The organism is Paracoccus sp. MBLB3053 (genome assembly GCF_031822435.1).
Taxonomy (GTDB): Bacteria; Pseudomonadota; Alphaproteobacteria; order Rhodobacterales; family Rhodobacteraceae; genus Paracoccus; species Paracoccus aurantius.
This window is the reverse complement of the sequence record NZ_JAVQLW010000001.1, coordinates 2,081,465-2,099,504: the sequence shown is the minus strand read 5'-3', so window position 1 is coordinate 2,099,504 and position 18,040 is coordinate 2,081,465. Positions and strand designations below refer to the sequence as shown.

Below are 18,040 nucleotides of genomic sequence, written 5' to 3'. Positions count from 1 at the left end.
CATGAGCCTGTTGCAGATCCGCGACCTGAACGTGCGCTTCGCCACCACCGATGGCGAGGTCTCGGCGGTCAATGGCATCAACCTGGATGTGGAACGCGGCCAGACCCTGGGCATCGTCGGCGAATCCGGCTCGGGCAAGTCGCAGCTGGCCTTCTCGATCATGGGCCTGCTGGCGCGCAATGGCCGCGCCACCGGCTCGGTCCGCTTCGACGGGACCGAGATCCTGAACGCCGCCCCCGAGGTCCTGAACAGCATCCGGGCCGAGCGCATCGCGATGGTCTTCCAGGACCCGATGACCAGCCTCAACCCCTATATGCGCGTCTCGGACCAGATGGCCGAGGTGCTGATGCTGCACAAGGGCATGAGCAAGCGCGAGGCGGTGGCAGAATCCGCCCGGATGCTCGACGCCGTGAAGATCCCCGATGCCAAGGGCCGCATTCGGCTTTACCCGCATGAGTTCTCGGGCGGGATGCGCCAGCGCGTGATGATCGCCATGGCGCTCTTGTGCCGCCCGGACCTCCTGATCGCCGACGAGCCGACGACCGCGCTCGACGTCACCGTGCAGGCCCAGATCATGGAACTGATGGCCGATCTGCAGCGCGAATTTGGCATGGCGATGATCCTGATCACCCATGACCTTGGCGTCGTCGCCGGTTCCTGCGAGCGGGTCATGGTCATGTATGGCGGCCGTGTGATGGAGCGCGCGCCAGTCGATCCGCTCTTTGCCGACCCGGCCCATCCCTATACGCAGGGCCTTCTGGCGGCGATCCCGAGGGTGGACCAGAAGGGCGACAAGCTTTCGGCCATCCCCGGCAGCCCGCCCAACATGACCCATCCGCCGACCGGCTGCCCCTTCGCGCCGCGTTGCGCCTATGTCATGCCCGTCTGCGGCCAGAACATGCCCGACCTCGACGGCTTCGCGCCGGGCCGCGAGCGGGCCTGTCATGCCGCGCTTGAAACCATCCGCGCGGGACATGCGCCCCAAGCGGACTTGCCGGAACCCGCGGCCGCCGAACTCGACGAGATGCAGGAGAGCGCAAATGTCCAATGAACCGCTCATCTCGGCGCGCGACCTGCGCGTGACCTTCGAGCTGCCCGCGCCGGGCGGCATGCCCTGGACACCGCCGCGCCAGCTTCACGCCGTGGGCGGGGTTGATTTCGACCTGATGCCGGGCGAGACGCTGGGCATCGTCGGCGAATCCGGTTCGGGGAAATCGACACTGGCGCGTGCGCTGATCGGCCTCGTCCCGGCCACCGGCAAGGCCGTCTGGCAGGACGGCACGAACCTGATCGGCCTCAGCCCCCGCAAGATGCTCAAATACCGCAGCGAGATCCAGATGGTCTTCCAGGACCCGCTGGCGAGCCTCAACCCGCGCATGACCGTGGGCCAGATCATCGCGGAACCCCTGACCACCCATCACAAGGGCCTCGGCCGCGACGAGGTCAAGCGCCGCGTCAAGGACATGATGGACCGCGTCGGCCTGCTTCCGAACCAGATCAACCGCTATCCGCATGAATTCAGCGGCGGCCAATGCCAGCGCATCGGGATCGCCCGCGCCCTGATCGTCGAACCGAAGCTGGTTATCTGCGATGAGCCGGTCTCGGCGCTGGATGTCTCGATCCAGGCGCAGGTCATCAACCTGCTCGCCGATCTGCAGCGCGACCTGGGCCTGGCGCTGATCTTCATCGCCCATGACCTCTCGGTGGTAAAGCATATCAGCGACCGCGTGCTGGTGATGTATCTGGGCCGGGTCATGGAACTGGCCGAGGCCGAGGCGCTTTATGCCGAGCCCCGCCACCCGTATACGCAAGCGCTGCTTTCGGCCGTTCCGATCCCTGATCCGCAGTTGGAGCGTGAAAAGCGGATGATACCGTTGAGGGGTGAGTTGCCTTCGCCGATGCGGCCGCCCTCGGGCTGCGTTTTCCGGACACGTTGCCCGCGTGCGCAGGATTTGTGCGCGGCGGAACGTCCGGCGCTGGAGGGACGCAATCACCTGACCGCCTGCCACTTCCCCGGCGCCTTGCGGCCCGAGGAGCTGGCAGCCAGCGCCTAGGCGCGATCGGCGTCCTCGATCAGGCGCCGATGCTTGCGAGCCTCGGCGCTGATCTGGTCGAGTTTCGTCAGCCCCTTGGCTTCAAGCGCGGGGATCATCCGAAGCAGGATCCGAGCCGTTGCCTCGGCATCGCCCATTGCCGTATGGCGCAGTTCGGGGGCGATCTCGACCCCCAGCCGCGCGGCCAGGGCGTCCAGCGTGTGGGGCGCCGATTGGCCCCAGAGCATGGCCGAGAGCAGCACCGTATCCAGCACCCGGTTCGGAAACTCGATCCCGGTCTCATCCCGCGCCGCGCGCAGCAGGCCCATGTCGAAGGGCGCGTTATGGGCGACAAGGACTGCATCTTCGGAAAAATGCCGAAACGCGGCCAGGGTTTCTGCCAATCCCGGCGCAGTCGCGACCATGGCATCGTCGATCCCGTGAATGGCCGTGGCAGAGGCGGGAATGGGACGACCGGGATTGACCAGCGTTTCGTATCGCTCGCCGGTCAGTCGCCCCGCCATGATCCGCAGACCGGCGATCTGGCAAATGCGGTCACTTGGCAAAAGCCCCGTCGTCTCGGTATCGAAGACCACGAATGTCATTTCGGACAAGATCTCACCATTGCCCAAGGCGGTGCGATAGGTCAGGCCCGGCGCGATCTCGCAGCGGGTGGCGCTGGCAGCGACCGGCATGATGATGCGACCGCCCCCGGCTGCCGGCTCGCTCCAGAGGCCGCTCCCCAGTTCCTGTGCCAGCGCCGATCCGGTGACGCCCGGCCGGTCGGGATCGGGCGGCTCGGCCATCCAGGCGTCAAGCTCTGCCATGCCCAAGGGCCTGCCGCGCCATTCCAGCGTCACCAGCGCCTCTTCCCCCTCGGCGACCACAAACAATAGCGGCGCCAGGCCCAGATCATGGAGTTTATGGGCAAGATGGCTGAACAAAGCGGCCAGCCCGCCCGGTTCGGTTTCAAGGCAGAGCGCGTCGATCCGGCCCATCGCGACCCCTTCGACCGAGGCTGCGAAGGCTTGCGCATCCACCTGGGACGGGGCGGAATCGGGCTCCATTTCCCGCAGCACATCGATCAGGGCAGAGCCCTCGGCACGGATCGCCTCGCGCACCGGGGCGGGAACCTCTTCGCCGCCCACCGCATCCAGCATCGGGACCAGGGTCGCGGCGTGTCGGCGCAGCCTTTCGATCGCGCGGGCACGCTTCTGCTGACCAGAGGCACGCAGGATCAGCACCCTGCCTTCGGGGGCAACGCGCAACGTGCCCGTCAGCCGCGCGCCATCCGAAGTCACGACGCTGAGTTCGGTCGCGCCTGATTGCGTCACCGCCAGCCGTCGTTCGGCAGCGGTCAGTGCGGCTGGGCGCAGCAACCGAGCGATCGGACGGCCAAGAACAAGCCCCGGCAGCGTCGCCCGGCCGGCGGCGTTGAAGAAAACGACGCGCCCGTCGCAGTCGGTCATGATCGCGACCGCCCCGATATCACCCAGAACGGCTTCGAGCATCGCCTTTTCGCGCGCTGTCTCGGCAAGTTGCGCCTCGATCGCATCGGACAGCGCCTCGGCTGAGCGGGTGCGCGCTTCGGCGGCATCGCGCACGGCCGGGGCGAGATCGGCAAGATAGTGCCCCTCGGTCTCGGCCGGGATCGCACCGGTGCGCAGCCCGCCGGCCAGCGTCTCGATCGGTCGGGCGACATGCTGGTCGAAAAGATACCACACCCAGACGACCAGACCCAGGATGCCGAAGAAACCGACCGCCCCTGCCCCGATCAACGCAGAACTGGCACCGGGCGCGGCCTCGCCCAGAAAGCTGACACCCGCGGCGCTCAGTCGCTCCCAGGCCAGGACCAGCCCGGCCGCAAGCACCAGCAGCAATCCGGCCAGCAATGCGGCGAAGATCAGCAAGACCCTCAGCCGCAATGAGAGATGTTTCAGCATGATGCGCCGAGAAGCCGCGCCATTTCAGCACGCAACTCGGCCAGTTCGAAGGGTTTGGCAATGAAGCCGTCCGCCCCAAGCGCAAGCCCCTTGCGGCGCTCGACCACCGATCCGCGCGCCGTCATCAAGAGCACCCGCACATCGGCAAGTTCGGGGTCGGCGCGGATCTCTTCGACGATCTGATAACCCGAAACATCGGGAAGCATGATGTCCAGAAGCACAAGATCGGGCCGCTCGCTGCGGATCGTTTCCATCGCTACGGCACCCGACGAAAGCCTGCGATGGCTGTGCCCGTCGCGCGTCATCAGGAATTCCAGCGCCACGGCAATGTTATCCTCGTCCTCGACGATCAGGATACGAGCCATCACCCCTCCTTTCGGCAGATCGCGGCGAAGGCGGGGTCATTGGTGCCCGATTGCCAGTCGCTCGCGCGGTCGTTCTCGACTGCGCGCATCCGCGTGCCGCCGCAGTCGAAATCCAGCGTCACGGCGCGGGTAGGCTGCCAGCGTTCGACGAAAAGCACCTGTCCTCGCTGCAAGCCATCGCCGGTATCATGCAGGCTTGCCCGATCAAGCGCGGCAAAGCGGCTCACCATCGGCACCACGAAGGCCCAGGGCCGCCACGCCTTGCCACCCGTCCCGGTCTGCAGGATCTCGACGGTTTCCGGCAGTTGCGCCCGGACGCGGGAATACCAGCTGTATTCGTTCCAGACGGTGAAGCTGAGCATCGCGAGCCCGATCGCGGCGGGCAGAAGCCAGCGCGGCAGGGCAAGGCCCGCCTTTCTCAGGGCGTGCAAGGCGGCGAAGGCCAGCGCTGCAGCGCCGATCCCCACCGCGATCATCCCCAGAATGTCCCAAGCCATGCCGCTCATCATTGCAGAGCTCCCTTTCCATGGCCGACGGCCGATTGCATACTGCGCACGACGACGAAGGCGTCGCGCAAGTGACTGCGCTCGAAATCAGGAAGTTCGACGGGCGCGAGAAAGTTGTCAGGTTTCCGGCCCGCACGGACGCGGCGGGCCTGGTGTTCGAGACGCCGTGACTGGATCAGGTCATAGGCCGCGATCAGATCGGCGGCACCCGGCGTAGAGATGACGCCAGCTTCCCCCGCTGCCACGATGCGGGCGCGGGTATTGACCTGGGGCAGACCGCCCTGAAGCGCATAGACCCGGCCAAGATCGGCAACCGGGACCACGCCGTTCAGCTTCATGTCGATCTGGTTGCGATGCTCGCCGGACCGGATCGTGGCGAACCCCCCGATCAGCCCCAGAGGCGGCCGATGTTTGAGCGAGTTCGCAATCATATGCGCCACGAAGATCGAATTCTTGCGCGCCGCGGCCAGGGTCTCGGCCTGCAATTCATGCAACAGGCCCGGATCGCCACCGATGGCACGCAGGTCGAACATGACACTTGCCAGCATCTGCGCCTCGGGGCTGGGACGTTCGATCCAGCCGCGGAAATATTCTCGCCAGATCTCGATCGGCTGGCGCCAACGCGGGTTCGAGGCCATCATCTCGCCCGGGCAATAGACATATCCCGCTGCGTTCAACCCGTCGGTCACGAATTTCGCAAGTTCGGTGAACCAGGGGTGATCCGGGTCGGTCCCGGGACCGAGGATCAGGCAATTGTCCTGATCCGAAATCCCCGTCTGTTCCTGCCGGCCCTGGCTGCCGCAGGCGGCCCAGAGCCAGGGCGCGGGTGCCGGGCCCAGCCGATCTTCGGCCAAGACCAGCAGTCGGCGGGTGACGGCATCGGCGACATCGGTGATCTGTCGGGTGATGACCTCGTGGCGCTGGCTGGCAGCCACCAGACTTGCCAGCAGTTGGGGAATGCGGGAAGTGGCGCGTCGCAGATCATCATCATCGGTCGCAGCAGCGATTTCCCGCATCAGCACCGAACCCGAAATCGCCTGCACGCGGGTCAGGTCGGTCTGGGTGATCATCCCGACGAACCGCCCCCCCTCGGTAATCGGCAAATGGCCGATACGCCGTTCGGCCATGAGGTTCAGGACATCGGCCCCCAATGCCTCGGGGGTGAGGGCTACGGGATCATGCGTCATGATCCCGGCGACGGGCCCGGAAGCGTCGCGCCCCTCGGCCACGACCTTGCTGCTCATGTCGCGGACCGTGACAATGCCCAGCAACTGCCCCTCGGACGAGGTCACGCCCAGCGACGACACTCCGGCATCGCGCATCATGCGCGCTGCCTCGGCAATGCCCTGATCGGGCCGGCAGGCAACCGGTGCGCGGCTCAGAAGTTCCGCGACGCGCAGATCGGCGAACTGGACCCCGTTCGCCTGGCGCACACGCGCGGTGCCGCGGTTGAAAAAGCGTCCAAAGGCCCCGTTCGACGCCATGAGTTGGCGGAAGTCGCGTCCTGGCAGCATGAGGATGTCGCCGCCCCGGACGACCCGGGCATTCGTTGCCGCAAGCCCGTCCCGCAAAAGCCCCCGTTCGCCGAAGCTGTTGCCGCGACCCAGCGAGGAAACCGGCATTCCGGCCTGATCGGTCACCTCGACCTCGGCATCTTCGATCAGGTAGAGCCCTTCGATCGGTTCGCCAAAGCGATAGATCTGCTCGCCCGCCTGCCAGTGCCTGCGGCTGAAGAAACCGGCCACCCGTGCCAGTTCGTCCCGCGACAGGGCGTCATAGGGGTGAAGTGAAGCAAGAAAGTTGGAGGTCTGGTCCATCACGATCACTCGGGGGTCGGCCGCGCCCGGAGGGGCGCGGCCGGTGTTTCATCAGTGATGGGTCGCAGCGCCCGCACCGCTCGGGATGCGGATCGATTCGACCAGCTCCTGAACGTGGACAGGCGGCTCTTCCGTGGCATTCGACACGAGATAGGCGACCAGGAAGTTCAGCAGCGCGCCCACCACACCGAACGAAGCCGGAGCGATACCGAAAAGCCAGGCGGAGGGCGTGTCCGGCAGCATGTTGGTGCCAGCAACGAAGAACCAGCCCTTGTAGGTGAAGATGTAGACCAGGGTCGACAGGATCCCGGCAAGCATCCCCCAGATCGCACCATGCTTGTTCACGCGCTTCGAGAAGATGCCCATCATCAGCACCGGGAAGATCGAGCTCGCGGCAAGACCGAAGGCCAGAGCAACCGTCTGCGCCGCAAATCCCGGCGGGTTGAGACCCAGAAGGGTTGCAACCAGGATCGAGACGGCCATCGAGATGCGCGCCGCCATCAGCTCGCTCTTCTCGCTGATATTGGGGTTCATGGCGCCCTTGATGAGGTCATGGCTGACGGCACCCGAGATTGCGAGCAGCAGGCCCGCAGCGGTCGAAAGCGCTGCGGCAAGACCGCCCGCCGCGACGATGGCAATGACCCAGCCCGGCAGGTTGGCGATTTCCGGGTTGGCCAGAACCATGATGTCGTTGCTGACCTTGGTCAGTTCGTTGCCTTTCCAGGTCGCGGCATCGGCCGGAGCGTTCGGAAGTTTCGCAACCCCCGCGGCAAGCGCCTCGTCATAGGCCGTCTGGGCGGCGTCGATTGCGGCCTGGTCGCCACCGGCCCTGGCTGCGGCGAGCGCCTTGGCCTGAGCGTCGGCACCATCCGCGTAATACTGGATCAGACCGTCGCCGTTCAGGTCGTTCCACTCAAGAAGACCGGTCTTTGCCCAGGTGCGCATCCAGTTCAGCTCGGGCTTCGTCTCGATATCCTGCAGCGAAACCGCAGGCTGCGAGTAGGTGTCACCCGTAGCCGCGCCCGGCCACATCGTGGTCGACAGGTTCAGACGCGCCATCGAACCCACGGCCGGGGCGACCGTGTAGAGCAGCGCGATGAAGACCAGCGCCCAGCCCGCCGAAGAGCGCGCATCCGAAACCTTCGGCACGGTGAAGAAGCGGATGATGACATGGGGCAGACCCGCCGTGCCGATCATCAGCGCAAGAGTGAACATCACCATGTTCAGGGTCGAGCCGTTATGGGTCGTGTATTGCTTGAAGCCCAGATCCGTCACGACCTGATCAAGTTTGGCAAGGAACTCCTGGCCCGAGGCATCATGCGTTCCAAAAAGGCCCAGCTGCGGCAGGAAATTGCCAGTCAGCGCCAGTGAGATGAAGATCGCCGGAATGGTGTAGGCGATGATCAGCACGACATATTGGGCGACCTGCGTGTAGGTCACGCCCTTCATGCCACCGAGCACTGCATAGGCAAAGACGACCGCCGCGCCGATCCAAAGCCCCGTCGACTTCGAGACCTCGAGATAGCGCGCAAAGGTGATGCCCACGCCCTCCATCTGTCCGATCACATAGGTGATCGAAATGATCAGCAGGCAGACAACGCCAATGATCCGGGCGGTCTTTGAATAGAAGCGATCGCCGATGAATTCCGGCACGGTGAACTTGCCGAACTTGCGCAGATAAGGAGCAAGAAGCATGGCCAGCAGAACATAACCGCCGGTCCAGCCCATCAGGTAGGTGGAGTTATCGTAGCCGGTAAAGGCGATCAGGCCAGCCATCGAGATGAACGATGCCGCCGACATCCAGTCGGCCGCGGTCGCCATGCCGTTCATCACCGGATGCACGCCGCGGTTGGCGGCGTAGAACTCGGCGGTGGAACCGGCGCGGGCCCAGATCGCGATACCGAAATACAGCGCGAAGGACAGGCCGATGAAGATCAGGTTGAGCGTAAACTGGTCCATGGCTTACTCCTGAACGCCATGTTCGCGGTCGAGGCGGTTCATCCGCGCCGCGTACCAGAAGATCAGCGCGATGAAGGTCAGGATCGAGCCCTGCTGGGCGAACCAGAAGCCCAGATCGCTGCCTCCGACCTTGACCCACGAGATCAGCGGCCGAAACAGGATACCAAATCCGTAGGATACCAGCGCCCATATCGCGAGGCTGAAGCCGATGATACGGACATTCGCCTCCCAATAGGCATTCGAGGGTTGCTTGTCGCTCATGCCCCCGTTCCTCCCTGTGATAAATGCGCCGCCTTTCGCGTGTCCGACCTCGGCGGCTTCGGCCGGATAGAGTGGAGATCGCGCCCGGCTCTCCTCCCACGGGCGCGATCTCCCTTTGCTGTCAGATCCGGTTCATCCGGTTCTCGATCAGTTCGTCTACGACGGCCGGTTCGGCCAGGGTCGAAATATCACCAAGACTGCCGTAATCGTTCTCGGCTATCTTGCGCAGGATGCGGCGCATGATCTTGCCCGAGCGGGTCTTGGGAAGTCCCGGCGCCCATTGGATGAGGTCGGGCTTGGCAATCGGCCCGATCTCGGTCCGGACCCAGATCTCGAGCTCCTTGCGCAGATCGTCGCTGGGTTCGACACCGTTCATCAGCGTCACATAGGCATAGATGCCCTGCCCCTTCAGCTGATGCGGATAGCCCACCACGGCTGCCTCGGCGACCTTCTCATGGGCGACAAGCGCACTTTCCACCTCGGCCGTACCCATGCGATGGCCCGAGACGTTGATCACGTCATCGACGCGGCCCGTGATCCAGTAAAACCCATCCTCGTCGCGGCGGCAGCCGTCGCCGGTGAAATAATAGCCCGGATATTGCTGGAAATAGGTCTCCATGAAGCGCTGGTGATCGCCCCAGACCGTGCGCATCTGGCCCGGCCAGCTCTCAGCGATCGCAAGCACGCCCTCGACGCCATTGCCCTTCTGGATCTCGCCGGTCTGCGCATCCAGCACCTCGGGACTGACCCCGAAGAAGGGCAACGTGGCCGATCCGGGCTTGGTTTCGATCGCGCCGGGGATCGAGGTGATCATGTGACCGCCCGTTTCGGTCTGCCACCATGTGTCCACGATCGGGCAGCGCCCCTTGCCCACATGGTGATCATACCAGACCCAGGCCTCGGGGTTGATTGGCTCGCCCACCGTGCCCAGGACACGCAGGCTCGACAGATCGTATTTGTCGACCCATTCCGGGCCCTGCCCCATCAGCGAACGTATGGCCGTCGGCGCGGTGTAGAACTGGTTGACCTTGTGCTTGTCGCAAACCGCCCAGAAACGACCGGCATCGGGCCAGGTGGGCACGCCCTCGAACATGACGGTGGTCGCGCCATTCGCAAGGGGGCCGTATACGATGTAGCTGTGGCCGGTGACCCAGCCGACATCGGCGGTGCACCAGAAGATATCTCCGTCCTTGTAGTCGAAGACGTATTGATGCGTCATCGCGGCATAGACCAGATAGCCGCCCGTCGAATGCACGACGCCCTTGGGCTTTCCGGTCGAGCCGGAAGTGTACAGGATGAAGAGCGGGTCCTCGGCATTCATAGGCCGCGGCGGGCAATCCGGGCTGACTTCATCCATCAGGCGCAGCACGTCCACGTCGCGACCGTCGATCCAGGTCGTCTGGTCGCCGGTATGCTTGACCACGAGGCAACGCACCCGATCCGAGCAATGCAGCAAGGCCGCGTCGGCATTCGACTTGAGCGCGGTCCGGCGCCCGCCGCGCGGGGCGGTATCGGCGGTGATGACCAGCTTCGCACCGCAGTCATTTATCCGGTTCGCCAGAGCATCGGGCGAGAAGCCGGCAAAGACGATGGAATGGATCGCGCCGATCCTGGCGCAGGCCAGCATGGCATAGGCCGCCTCGGGGATCATCGGCATGTAGATCACGACACGATCGCCACGCATGACGCCTTGGCTCAGCAGCACGTTGGCCAGCCGGTTCACCTTGTCCGAAAGCTCGGCATAGGTGATGTGGCGCGCGGGCGCGTTCGGGTCATCCGGCTCGAAGATGATTGCCGTCTGGTTGGCGCGGGTCGGCAGATGGCGGTCGATGCAGTTCACCGAGGCGTTCAGAATACCGTCCTCGAACCACTTGATCGAAACCTTACCCATGGTGAAGTCGGCATTCTTGACCACACTATACGGATGGATCCAATCCAGCCGCTTGCCTTCACGCCCCCAGAATGCATCCGGGTCAGACACGGATTCTTCATACATGCGGGAATAATCCGCCGGCTTGAGCAATGCGTCCTCGAACCCGGCGGGAATCGGGTGTTTGGCGGTACTTTCGACGGACATGCGGGCTTCCTCCATTCCCAGAAGCGCCCTGCGCAACGCGCCTCCCCGACGCCAGAATTTGCAGAGCACCAATTTCGGGAATGTTAAAACATCAAACGCACTTTCAGTAAATGATTTTTTATAAATGATAATTTTGTAAATTAATTCACTTGGTCGCGCATGAAATTGTAAATATTTGACAGTTGCACAACCTCGGATTGCACGACATTTCGTCCGATCGCGCAGGCAAGCGAACGAATGGCGCCGTTTGCCAGATGGCCGATTAACATGAGAAAACTGGGGGTTATGCAAGAAACTTTCTGCAACGGCAGCACCCGTCCGGCGACCCGGTCGAGGCGCAGCCGACAGCCACCGCGACAGTTTCTCACAGCCATGACGCCGTGGTTATCGAACCGGCTCCGATTTCAGCAATGCCCTAAAGTGCAGTAACCCCCGGATGAAAGGCGCATCCGAGGGCTGATGATTGCAGAGGAAAAGGACGCTCAGTTCGGTGTGTCCATCCGAACACGCATGCTGATCGACCCCTTGGTCGCAGTGCTCCAGTTGATACCCACGAGCTTCTTGTTGCTGCCCAGATCGCCCTGGATCCAGGGCATCTCGCTGACCTTGCCGTTGCTTGAATTGGTGATTGCCGTGGTCGCAACGACAGATTCGACCCTCCGCGCCCAGCCGTTGAAGGGCAGCGCGACATCGACAGGAACGACCCAGCGCTGCGCTGCCTTGGCTTGGGTGAAGGACACATCGACCGGGTTCGCAACATAGTTCAGCACGCCGTTGAACATGTTTCCCTGAAACTGGATGTTGCGCATCCGCGTGTAATCCAGATCGGCCAGCGTGGTGTCGACCTTGTCGACACGGGTGATCTTGTTGTCGAGCGACTTGAAGACATTGCCCAGGACTGCAAGCCCGTGAATGAAATGCCCGGTCCCGAAGGGCTTCATCACCAGCCAGTTGAAACCTAGTGTCGAGTTCGAGGCAAGGAAGGTATTTCCCGTAATGGTAAGACCCCCGAAGGAATAGGCATTGCCCTGAAAATCGGGCAGGACATCGTGCTCATTCGTCCATTCGATCGAACAGTTGTCGATGTAGTTTCCGGTCACCGTCGCCTGGACATTGGTCTGGGTCAGGATGAGCCCGCCAAACCGCACGCCATTCTGCGCCGCGTCGCCCTGGAACCAGTGATTTCCTTCGATCATGTGCCCGCCGCCATTCGCCACCATGAAATGGCCAAAGCGGATGAAACGGTTGTGCCGGATCTTGGTGTCATTGCCGTTGACGTTGATCGCCACCGACTTCCGGTTCTGGGCAAGATCTCCCATCTCGTTCGACAGGAACTCGCAGCGGTCCACCAGCATCCCCTGGCAAGCCGTTCCGATCGAAGTGATCCCCCTGTCTTTCGGCCTGGTGAAGTAGCAATCCCGGAAACAGTTCATGGTCCCGGTCTGTGCCAGCATGACACCACTGGCATTTCCCTCAAGCAGGAATTCGACGTCGTCGAAGTTGAACCGGGCAAGATGGTCCATGTCGGAAAAATCGAACGCATAGCGGTCGCGGGTAAAGGTCAGGACGCGGGTGCCTGTTCCGCCGTAAAGCGGCTGAGACAGGGTGACAGTGCTCGCGCCGACGTTTTTCGCGCTGACATAGACCTCGCGACCGACACCATTTCCGCTGACCCTGGCGCCGACCTCGATATGGGCAACGTTGTTGACACCGGTCAGCAGCAGCGGCTGCTTCACATTGTAAGTGATGGCCGAGTTCACCGCCTTGCTGTTCCAGGCGCTTCCCGCCACGATTGCGATCTGGCCGTTCGAGATCACGCGACGGTTTGCAAAACTTGCCAGACCCGGTGCAAAATCCGAAACCCGAAGCGGTTCGGTCAGATGAACTGCTCTTCCGCAAAGATCGAGCGTGCTGTGATCGGTATAGCCGAAAAGCGCCTGTAGCGCGCGTTTCATCCCCTCGGTCTCGTCCCCGAAGGCGGCAGCATAGGTCGGAAAGTCGAACTTTCCCGTCAGCGCCAGGCGCGCGGTGCGTGGCATTTTCAGCGTTCCGACAAAGCGGACCGGCGCGCTCAGGCTCAGATCCGAGCCGATGTAAAAGGTTCCGGCAGGAACCACGATCTGCCCGCCATTCGCAGCCTGGTTCGCCGCCACGAATGCCGCGCGATCATCGGCCTTCCCGTCGCCAAGGGCACCGAAATCGCGCACATCCACCCAATCAAGCATGCCCGGAACGAAGGCAGAGGTCACATCCTCGATGACCATGCTTTCGATCCGGATCGAGCCATTGTTGTCACCAACAAGGTCGAGGCCGAAATAACCGAAGCTGGCCGTCCGCCCCCAAGGCATGTCCACACCGTCGCGCGATCCGGTCCCGACGATGGCCGAAACCTCGACAACCTCTCCATAGCTGGCCGGGGTGATGGTCGGCCCGACCTGAATGACGCCAGAGATGTTTGATCCGTTCGAGGCCCCGGCATAGGCGGCAACGCGGATGCCGGGAATATTCCCGGCGACTGCCTTCACTCGTGTCGAAATGCGCAGATAGGTGCCCGGACTGACCGGCGTCTGCTTCATGTAGCGAAGCGAGGTCACCTCATCGAGCTTCAGGATCTCGAGACAGGTGCCAAGATCCTCGTCTGCCGGTACGATCGCCGCATTCGCCTGACCAGCCCAGGTCGGTGAGTTCGCCGTGCCATCGGTCCTCGACCAAAGATTCAAACCCAGCCGAAACTCGCGTGGCATCAGCGCCTTGCTTCCAACGACGGCAGTGGACATGCCAGATACTCCCTTTTCCCGATCATGCGAGCCGATGGGCCGCGCGGTCGGGTCAGAATCTGGCGATCCGAAATTAAAGCCTCGTTAACGATGCGCGCGCAGCAACGGGCCGCGCGCAACATCTCGGCACCTCGGATCAGGCGGCCGGTTCGGAAACCAGCTCGCCCGCCAAGGCCCGTTCGATCAGCTTGCGGGTTTCCTCGACCCCGTAAAGGGCGATGAACCCACCGAAGCGCGGCCCCTGATCGGCGCCGAGCAGCACCTGGTAAAGGGCCTGGAACCAGTTCTTCATCGGCTCGAAACCATGCTCGCGGCCGATGGCGAAGACCATGGTCTGCAGCGCCTCGGCATCGGCGGGCTGATCCCATGCGGCCAGACGCCCAGCCAGATCCTCGAGCGCGCGGCGCTCGACCTCGCTCGGCGCGCGGAAGGTCCGGGTCGGCGCGACGAAATCGTTGAAATAGCGCACCGCGAATTCGGCGGCGGCATCCAGCGTCGGGTTGGTCTCGGGGCTGGCTTCCGGCGCGTAGCGGCGGATGAAGCCCCAGAGCCCGGTCTTGTCCTTGGCACCGGCGACCGAGGCGAGGTTCAGCAGCATCTGGAACGGCACGACCATGTCCGAGGCCGGAACCTTGCCGCCATGGATATGCCAGACCGGGTTCGCGAACTGCTGCTCGGGCGTCTGGTCGGGATAGGCGCGCAGCTGCTGGTGATACTCGTCCACCGCCTTCGGGATGACGTCGAAATGCATCCGCTTCGCCGTCTTCGGCTTCTGATACATGAAATAGGACAGGCTCTCGGTCGCGGCATAGGTCAGCCACTCGTCGATCGACAGGCCGTTGCCCTTGGATTTCGAGATCTTCTGCCCGTCCTGGTCGAGGAACAGCTCATAGGTGAAATGCTCGGGCTTCCGGCCGCCGAGGATCTCGCAGATGCGGTCATAGATCGGCGTATTGGTCGAATGGTCCTTGCCATACATCTCGAAATCGACGTCGAGCGCGGCCCAACGGGCGCCGAAATCCGGCTTCCATTGCAGCTTCACATTGCCGCCGGTGACCGGCAGCGTGGTCTCGACCCCGTCCTCGTCGTCGAAGGTGATGGTGCCGTTCTTCGCATCGACGTTCTTCAGCGGCACATAAAGGACCTTGCCGGTCTTGGGGCTGATCGGCAGGAAGCAGGAATAGCTCTGCTGGCGCTCTTCGCGCAGCGAAGCCAGCATGACCTCCATGATGGCGTCGTAACGCTCGGCCGCAAGCAGCAGGGTCTGGTCGAACTGGCCCGACTTGTAGAACTCGGTCGCGCTGATGAACTCATACTCGAACCCGAACGTGTCGAGGAAGCGGCGCAGCATGGCGTTGTTGTGATCGCCAAAGCTCGGATATTCGCCGAAGGGGTCCGGAACCGTGGTCAGCGGCTCTTGCAGGTGCTCTCGCAGCATCTCGGGCTGCGGCACATTGTCGGGCACCTTCCGCATCCCGTCCATGTCGTCCGAAAAGCAGAACAGGCGCGTCGGGATGTCCGAGATCATCTCGAAGGCGCGGCGGATCATCGTCGTGCGCGCGACCTCGCCGAAAGTGCCGATATGGGGCAGGCCCGAGGGACCGTAGCCGGTCTCGAACAGGACGAAGCCCTTTTCGGGGTCCTTCTTCTCGTAACGCTTGAGCACCCGGCGTGCCTCTTCGAAGGGCCAGGCCTTGGATTTCATCGCGGCGTCACGCAGAGCGGTCATTTCGGGTCTCCATTGCTGAGCCTTCCCCGTATTGAAACCCGGCGAAATGGTCAATAATTACCCGGAAAACCCGCGGAGAAATGACATGTCCGATAACCTTCCCTCGTTTTCGCCCTGCGACGCTCTGGTCGCGGTCATGGTGGGGGTCTCGGCCTCGGACCAGAACCTGCGCACGTCCGAGCTTTTGGCGATCGAGCGGGCCGTGAATCACACGCCGATTTTCGCCAATTACGACATCGACCGAATTCGCGCCGTCTCGCAGACCGTCATGACGCTGTTCGAGGAAGAAGACGGTCTTGACGCGCTCTTCGGACTCGTTCGTTCCTCGCTGCCCGAGAAGCTCTTTGACACCGCCTACCTGCTGGCCTGCGATGTCGCCGCTTCTGATGGACGCCTCGGGGATATCGAGGCCGAGATGCTGGCCGAGATTCGCGACCAGCTTGAAATCGACCGCCTGCATGCCGCCGCCATCGAATTGGCGACCCGCACGCGTCACCGCGTGCTCTAAATCCTCAACGGATGACCTTTTCCGGTTCCGCCGCGCCACCGGGCGCGGCGATCTGCGCGGGCAAGGCCCCCATCCAACCCTCGATCAGCGCCTGCTGCATCACCTTTGACCGGCGCGTCCAGACGCTTACCCCATCCGGCAATTCCTGCCCTTCGCTCGCGGCCCGGCGTGCCTCGTCGCCGGACAGGATCGCAAAGGCGATCTCGCGGCCATCTGGCATCCGAGCATAGCCCGACAGGTTCGACACGAAGTTCAGCGTTCCGGTCTTGGCCAGAACCGTGATCGGACTTTCCTTCTTCTTGCCCTTATCGTCCCGCAAAGAAATATGCTTCAGCAGGTCTGCAAGCTCGCGTCCTTCACCCTCATTCGCGACAAGACGCGCCAGTGACATCGCCGTCAGTCGATTCTCGGCGGACAGACCAGAATGGTCGCGGAAGGTGAACGCCTCGCCCGGCAGCAGATTGCGCAGCCATGCCTCCATCGCGACAGCCGAACTCACGGGATCAGCGGCACCGCTCGCGGCCAGCCCGATCACCTCGGCTGTCAGGTTGGTCGAATACTCCAGCATGCCGCGCACGATTTCGTCCAGTCGTTCGCCCTGTAGCTTTGCCACTTCCGAACCCGCAGGAGCAAGCTCTGCAACTTCGGGATTCGGCAGCACCAGCCCCCTGGCCCGGCACAGGGTCTGGAAGACGTCGCCCGCATAAAGTTCCGGCCGGCGCACAGGAAGCCAGCGCGAACCCGACTTGGCCACGGCTCCGCGCGCAATCGTCCAGGCTTCCTTCTTGCCCGACCCGTCATAGGTGAAAAGCGGTCGGCTCCGGTCAGAGGCGCCAATGCTGATCGTATAGGCCCGCGGCGATTGCTGCCTGCCCCGTGCTTCCAGCATCAGCTTGCCCTGCCGCCAGCCAAGATGCACCCGGTTGAAGTTCAGGATCATGCCGGAAAGGCTTGGATTATAAGGCAGATATTCGTCCTGAGAGGCCGAAAGCCGATCGATCTGGGGCAATGCCCCACCCCAGACAAGAAAGCGCTTCGGCGGCGGGCCCTGCCAGGTTTCGACGGTCATCCCGGCAAGCTTCGCCAGGCCGTCCGTGTCCAGCAGCGGATCTCCGCCCCCCGCCAGGATGAGGTCGTCCCCGTCTTTGATGATACGCGTGGTGAAGCGATGGTCTGCACCCAGCTTTTCAAGTGCGTAAAGCGCGGTCACGATCTTCAGCGTGCTAGCCGGGGCCATCGCCTGACTGGCATGACGGGACGACAGAACCTCGCCGCTTCGCGGATCAAGCACGGCAAAGGCCACCTCGCCCCCGAGCTTGGCAAGGTCGATGACCGGCTCGGGGTCAAAGCCCGACAAGCCAGAGGCGGGCCCGGTCGCCGTCAGGGCCACCTGTCCCAGCGATGCTCCGGGCAGAAGACAGGCACCCAGTCCCGCCAGCATCGTCCGTCGTGTCAGCTTCATCCGGTTTTCCCTTCCGCACGCGCCCTGATCGCACTCGAGGATTGCTTGTTCAGCGGAACATTTATCATGGACCAGGCCGGAGGGACAGAATTGGCCAGATCACCAGCCCGTGTTTCAGGGATGCGGCTGCGCCACAGCATCCTTGCGGTGCGGGAAAATCGCGCGGGCGTCCGCCAGCCAGGACGCGCAATCACCCCGATCGGCACGCGCGATGCGATCTCGCTCCAGCGATCCCAACGGTCGAACTGCACAAGATTGTCCGCCCCCATCAACCAGACAAAGCGAACCCGCGGATAGATGCGCTGAAGCCCCGCGATCGTGTCCGCCGTCATCCTTGTCCCGATTCGGCTCTCGATATCGGTGACGAGGATGCGCGGGTTCTTCGCCAGATTCCGCGCCCCCGCGATCCTCTGCTCAAGCGGCGCAGGGCCATGCACCTTGAGCGGGTTGCCGGGACTGACCAGCCACCAGACCTGATCAAGCTGAAATCGGCGCATCGCCTCTTCGGTGATGTGCACATGCCCTTCATGGGCCGGATCGAACGATCCGCCCAGAAGCCCGATCCGCATCCCAGGCGGCGCAAAAGGCAGGTCCGCTCGCAAG

The 18,040-nt window shown here is 63.3% G+C and carries 14 protein-coding genes; 3 read left to right on the top strand and 11 right to left on the bottom strand.

Features of this window, described 5'->3' with window-relative positions:
* The first annotated feature begins 1 nt into the window (after position 1).
* Both RGQ15_RS10505 and RGQ15_RS10500 read left to right on the top strand, forming a co-directional pair.
* Positions 2-1,051: an oligopeptide/dipeptide ABC transporter ATP-binding protein gene (locus RGQ15_RS10505; RefSeq protein WP_311160173.1), complete on the top strand. Its 1,050-nt coding sequence runs from the start codon at positions 2-4 to the stop codon at positions 1,049-1,051.
* Positions 1,041-2,054, top strand: a complete 1,014-nt coding sequence (locus tag RGQ15_RS10500; protein ID WP_311160172.1) for an ABC transporter ATP-binding protein — start codon at positions 1,041-1,043, stop codon at positions 2,052-2,054. The genes RGQ15_RS10505 and RGQ15_RS10500 overlap by 11 nt, the downstream gene beginning before the upstream one ends.
* Here RGQ15_RS10500 and RGQ15_RS10495 read toward each other — a convergent pair.
* From RGQ15_RS10495 to RGQ15_RS10455, 9 genes are all read right to left on the bottom strand, one after another.
* Entirely contained in the window at positions 2,051-3,976 is a 1,926-nt protein-coding gene (locus tag RGQ15_RS10495) for a 3'-5' exonuclease (protein WP_311160171.1), read from the bottom strand. The genes RGQ15_RS10500 and RGQ15_RS10495 overlap by 4 nt on opposite strands.
* Complete coding sequence (locus RGQ15_RS10490; RefSeq protein ID WP_311160170.1) at positions 3,970-4,341, bottom strand: response regulator transcription factor; 372 nt, start codon at positions 4,339-4,341, stop codon at positions 3,970-3,972. Before RGQ15_RS10490 ends, RGQ15_RS10495 begins: the two co-directional genes overlap by 7 nt.
* Positions 4,341-4,838, bottom strand: a complete 498-nt coding sequence (locus tag RGQ15_RS10485) for a hypothetical protein (RefSeq protein ID WP_311160169.1) — start codon at positions 4,836-4,838, stop codon at positions 4,341-4,343. Before RGQ15_RS10485 ends, RGQ15_RS10490 begins: the two co-directional genes overlap by 1 nt.
* Before the next feature lie 8 nt (positions 4,839-4,846).
* Positions 4,847-6,664: a DUF294 nucleotidyltransferase-like domain-containing protein gene (locus tag RGQ15_RS10480; RefSeq protein WP_311160168.1), complete on the bottom strand. Its 1,818-nt coding sequence runs from the start codon at positions 6,662-6,664 to the stop codon at positions 4,847-4,849.
* Between the two features lie 51 nt (positions 6,665-6,715).
* A complete protein-coding gene (locus RGQ15_RS10475) occupies positions 6,716-8,623 on the bottom strand; it encodes a sodium:solute symporter family protein (RefSeq protein ID WP_311160167.1) in 1,908 nt (635 codons plus the stop codon).
* Between the two features lie 3 nt (positions 8,624-8,626).
* Positions 8,627-8,884, bottom strand: coding sequence for a DUF4212 domain-containing protein (locus tag RGQ15_RS10470; RefSeq protein WP_311160166.1), 258 nt, complete (start codon positions 8,882-8,884; stop codon positions 8,627-8,629).
* A gap of 121 nt (positions 8,885-9,005) precedes the next feature.
* On the bottom strand, positions 9,006-10,961 hold the full coding sequence (gene acs / locus RGQ15_RS10465) for an acetate--CoA ligase (RefSeq protein WP_311160165.1): 1,956 nt from the start codon (positions 10,959-10,961) through the stop codon (positions 9,006-9,008).
* A 482-nt stretch (positions 10,962-11,443) separates the two neighbouring features.
* Positions 11,444-13,738, bottom strand: a complete 2,295-nt coding sequence (locus RGQ15_RS10460) for a glycosyl hydrolase family 28-related protein (protein ID WP_311160164.1) — start codon at positions 13,736-13,738, stop codon at positions 11,444-11,446.
* A 136-nt stretch (positions 13,739-13,874) separates the two neighbouring features.
* Complete coding sequence (locus RGQ15_RS10455; protein ID WP_311160163.1) at positions 13,875-15,467, bottom strand: lysine--tRNA ligase; 1,593 nt, start codon at positions 15,465-15,467, stop codon at positions 13,875-13,877.
* An 85-nt stretch (positions 15,468-15,552) separates the two neighbouring features.
* Between RGQ15_RS10455 and RGQ15_RS10450 the strand changes: the two genes are divergently transcribed.
* The gene (locus RGQ15_RS10450) at positions 15,553-15,975 is read left to right on the top strand and encodes a tellurite resistance TerB family protein (RefSeq protein ID WP_311160162.1); all 423 of its coding nucleotides are present in this window, start codon (positions 15,553-15,555) and stop codon (positions 15,973-15,975) included.
* 4 nt (positions 15,976-15,979) lie between these two features.
* On the opposite strand, the gene RGQ15_RS10445 is transcribed toward RGQ15_RS10450, so the two are convergent.
* A complete protein-coding gene (locus RGQ15_RS10445) occupies positions 15,980-17,437 on the bottom strand; it encodes a D-alanyl-D-alanine carboxypeptidase (RefSeq protein WP_311160161.1) in 1,458 nt (485 codons plus the stop codon).
* Complete coding sequence (locus RGQ15_RS10440) at positions 17,434-18,039, bottom strand: nicotinate-nucleotide adenylyltransferase (protein ID WP_311160160.1); 606 nt, start codon at positions 18,037-18,039, stop codon at positions 17,434-17,436. The genes RGQ15_RS10445 and RGQ15_RS10440 overlap by 4 nt, the downstream gene beginning before the upstream one ends.
* Position 18,040: the final 1 nt, after the last annotated feature.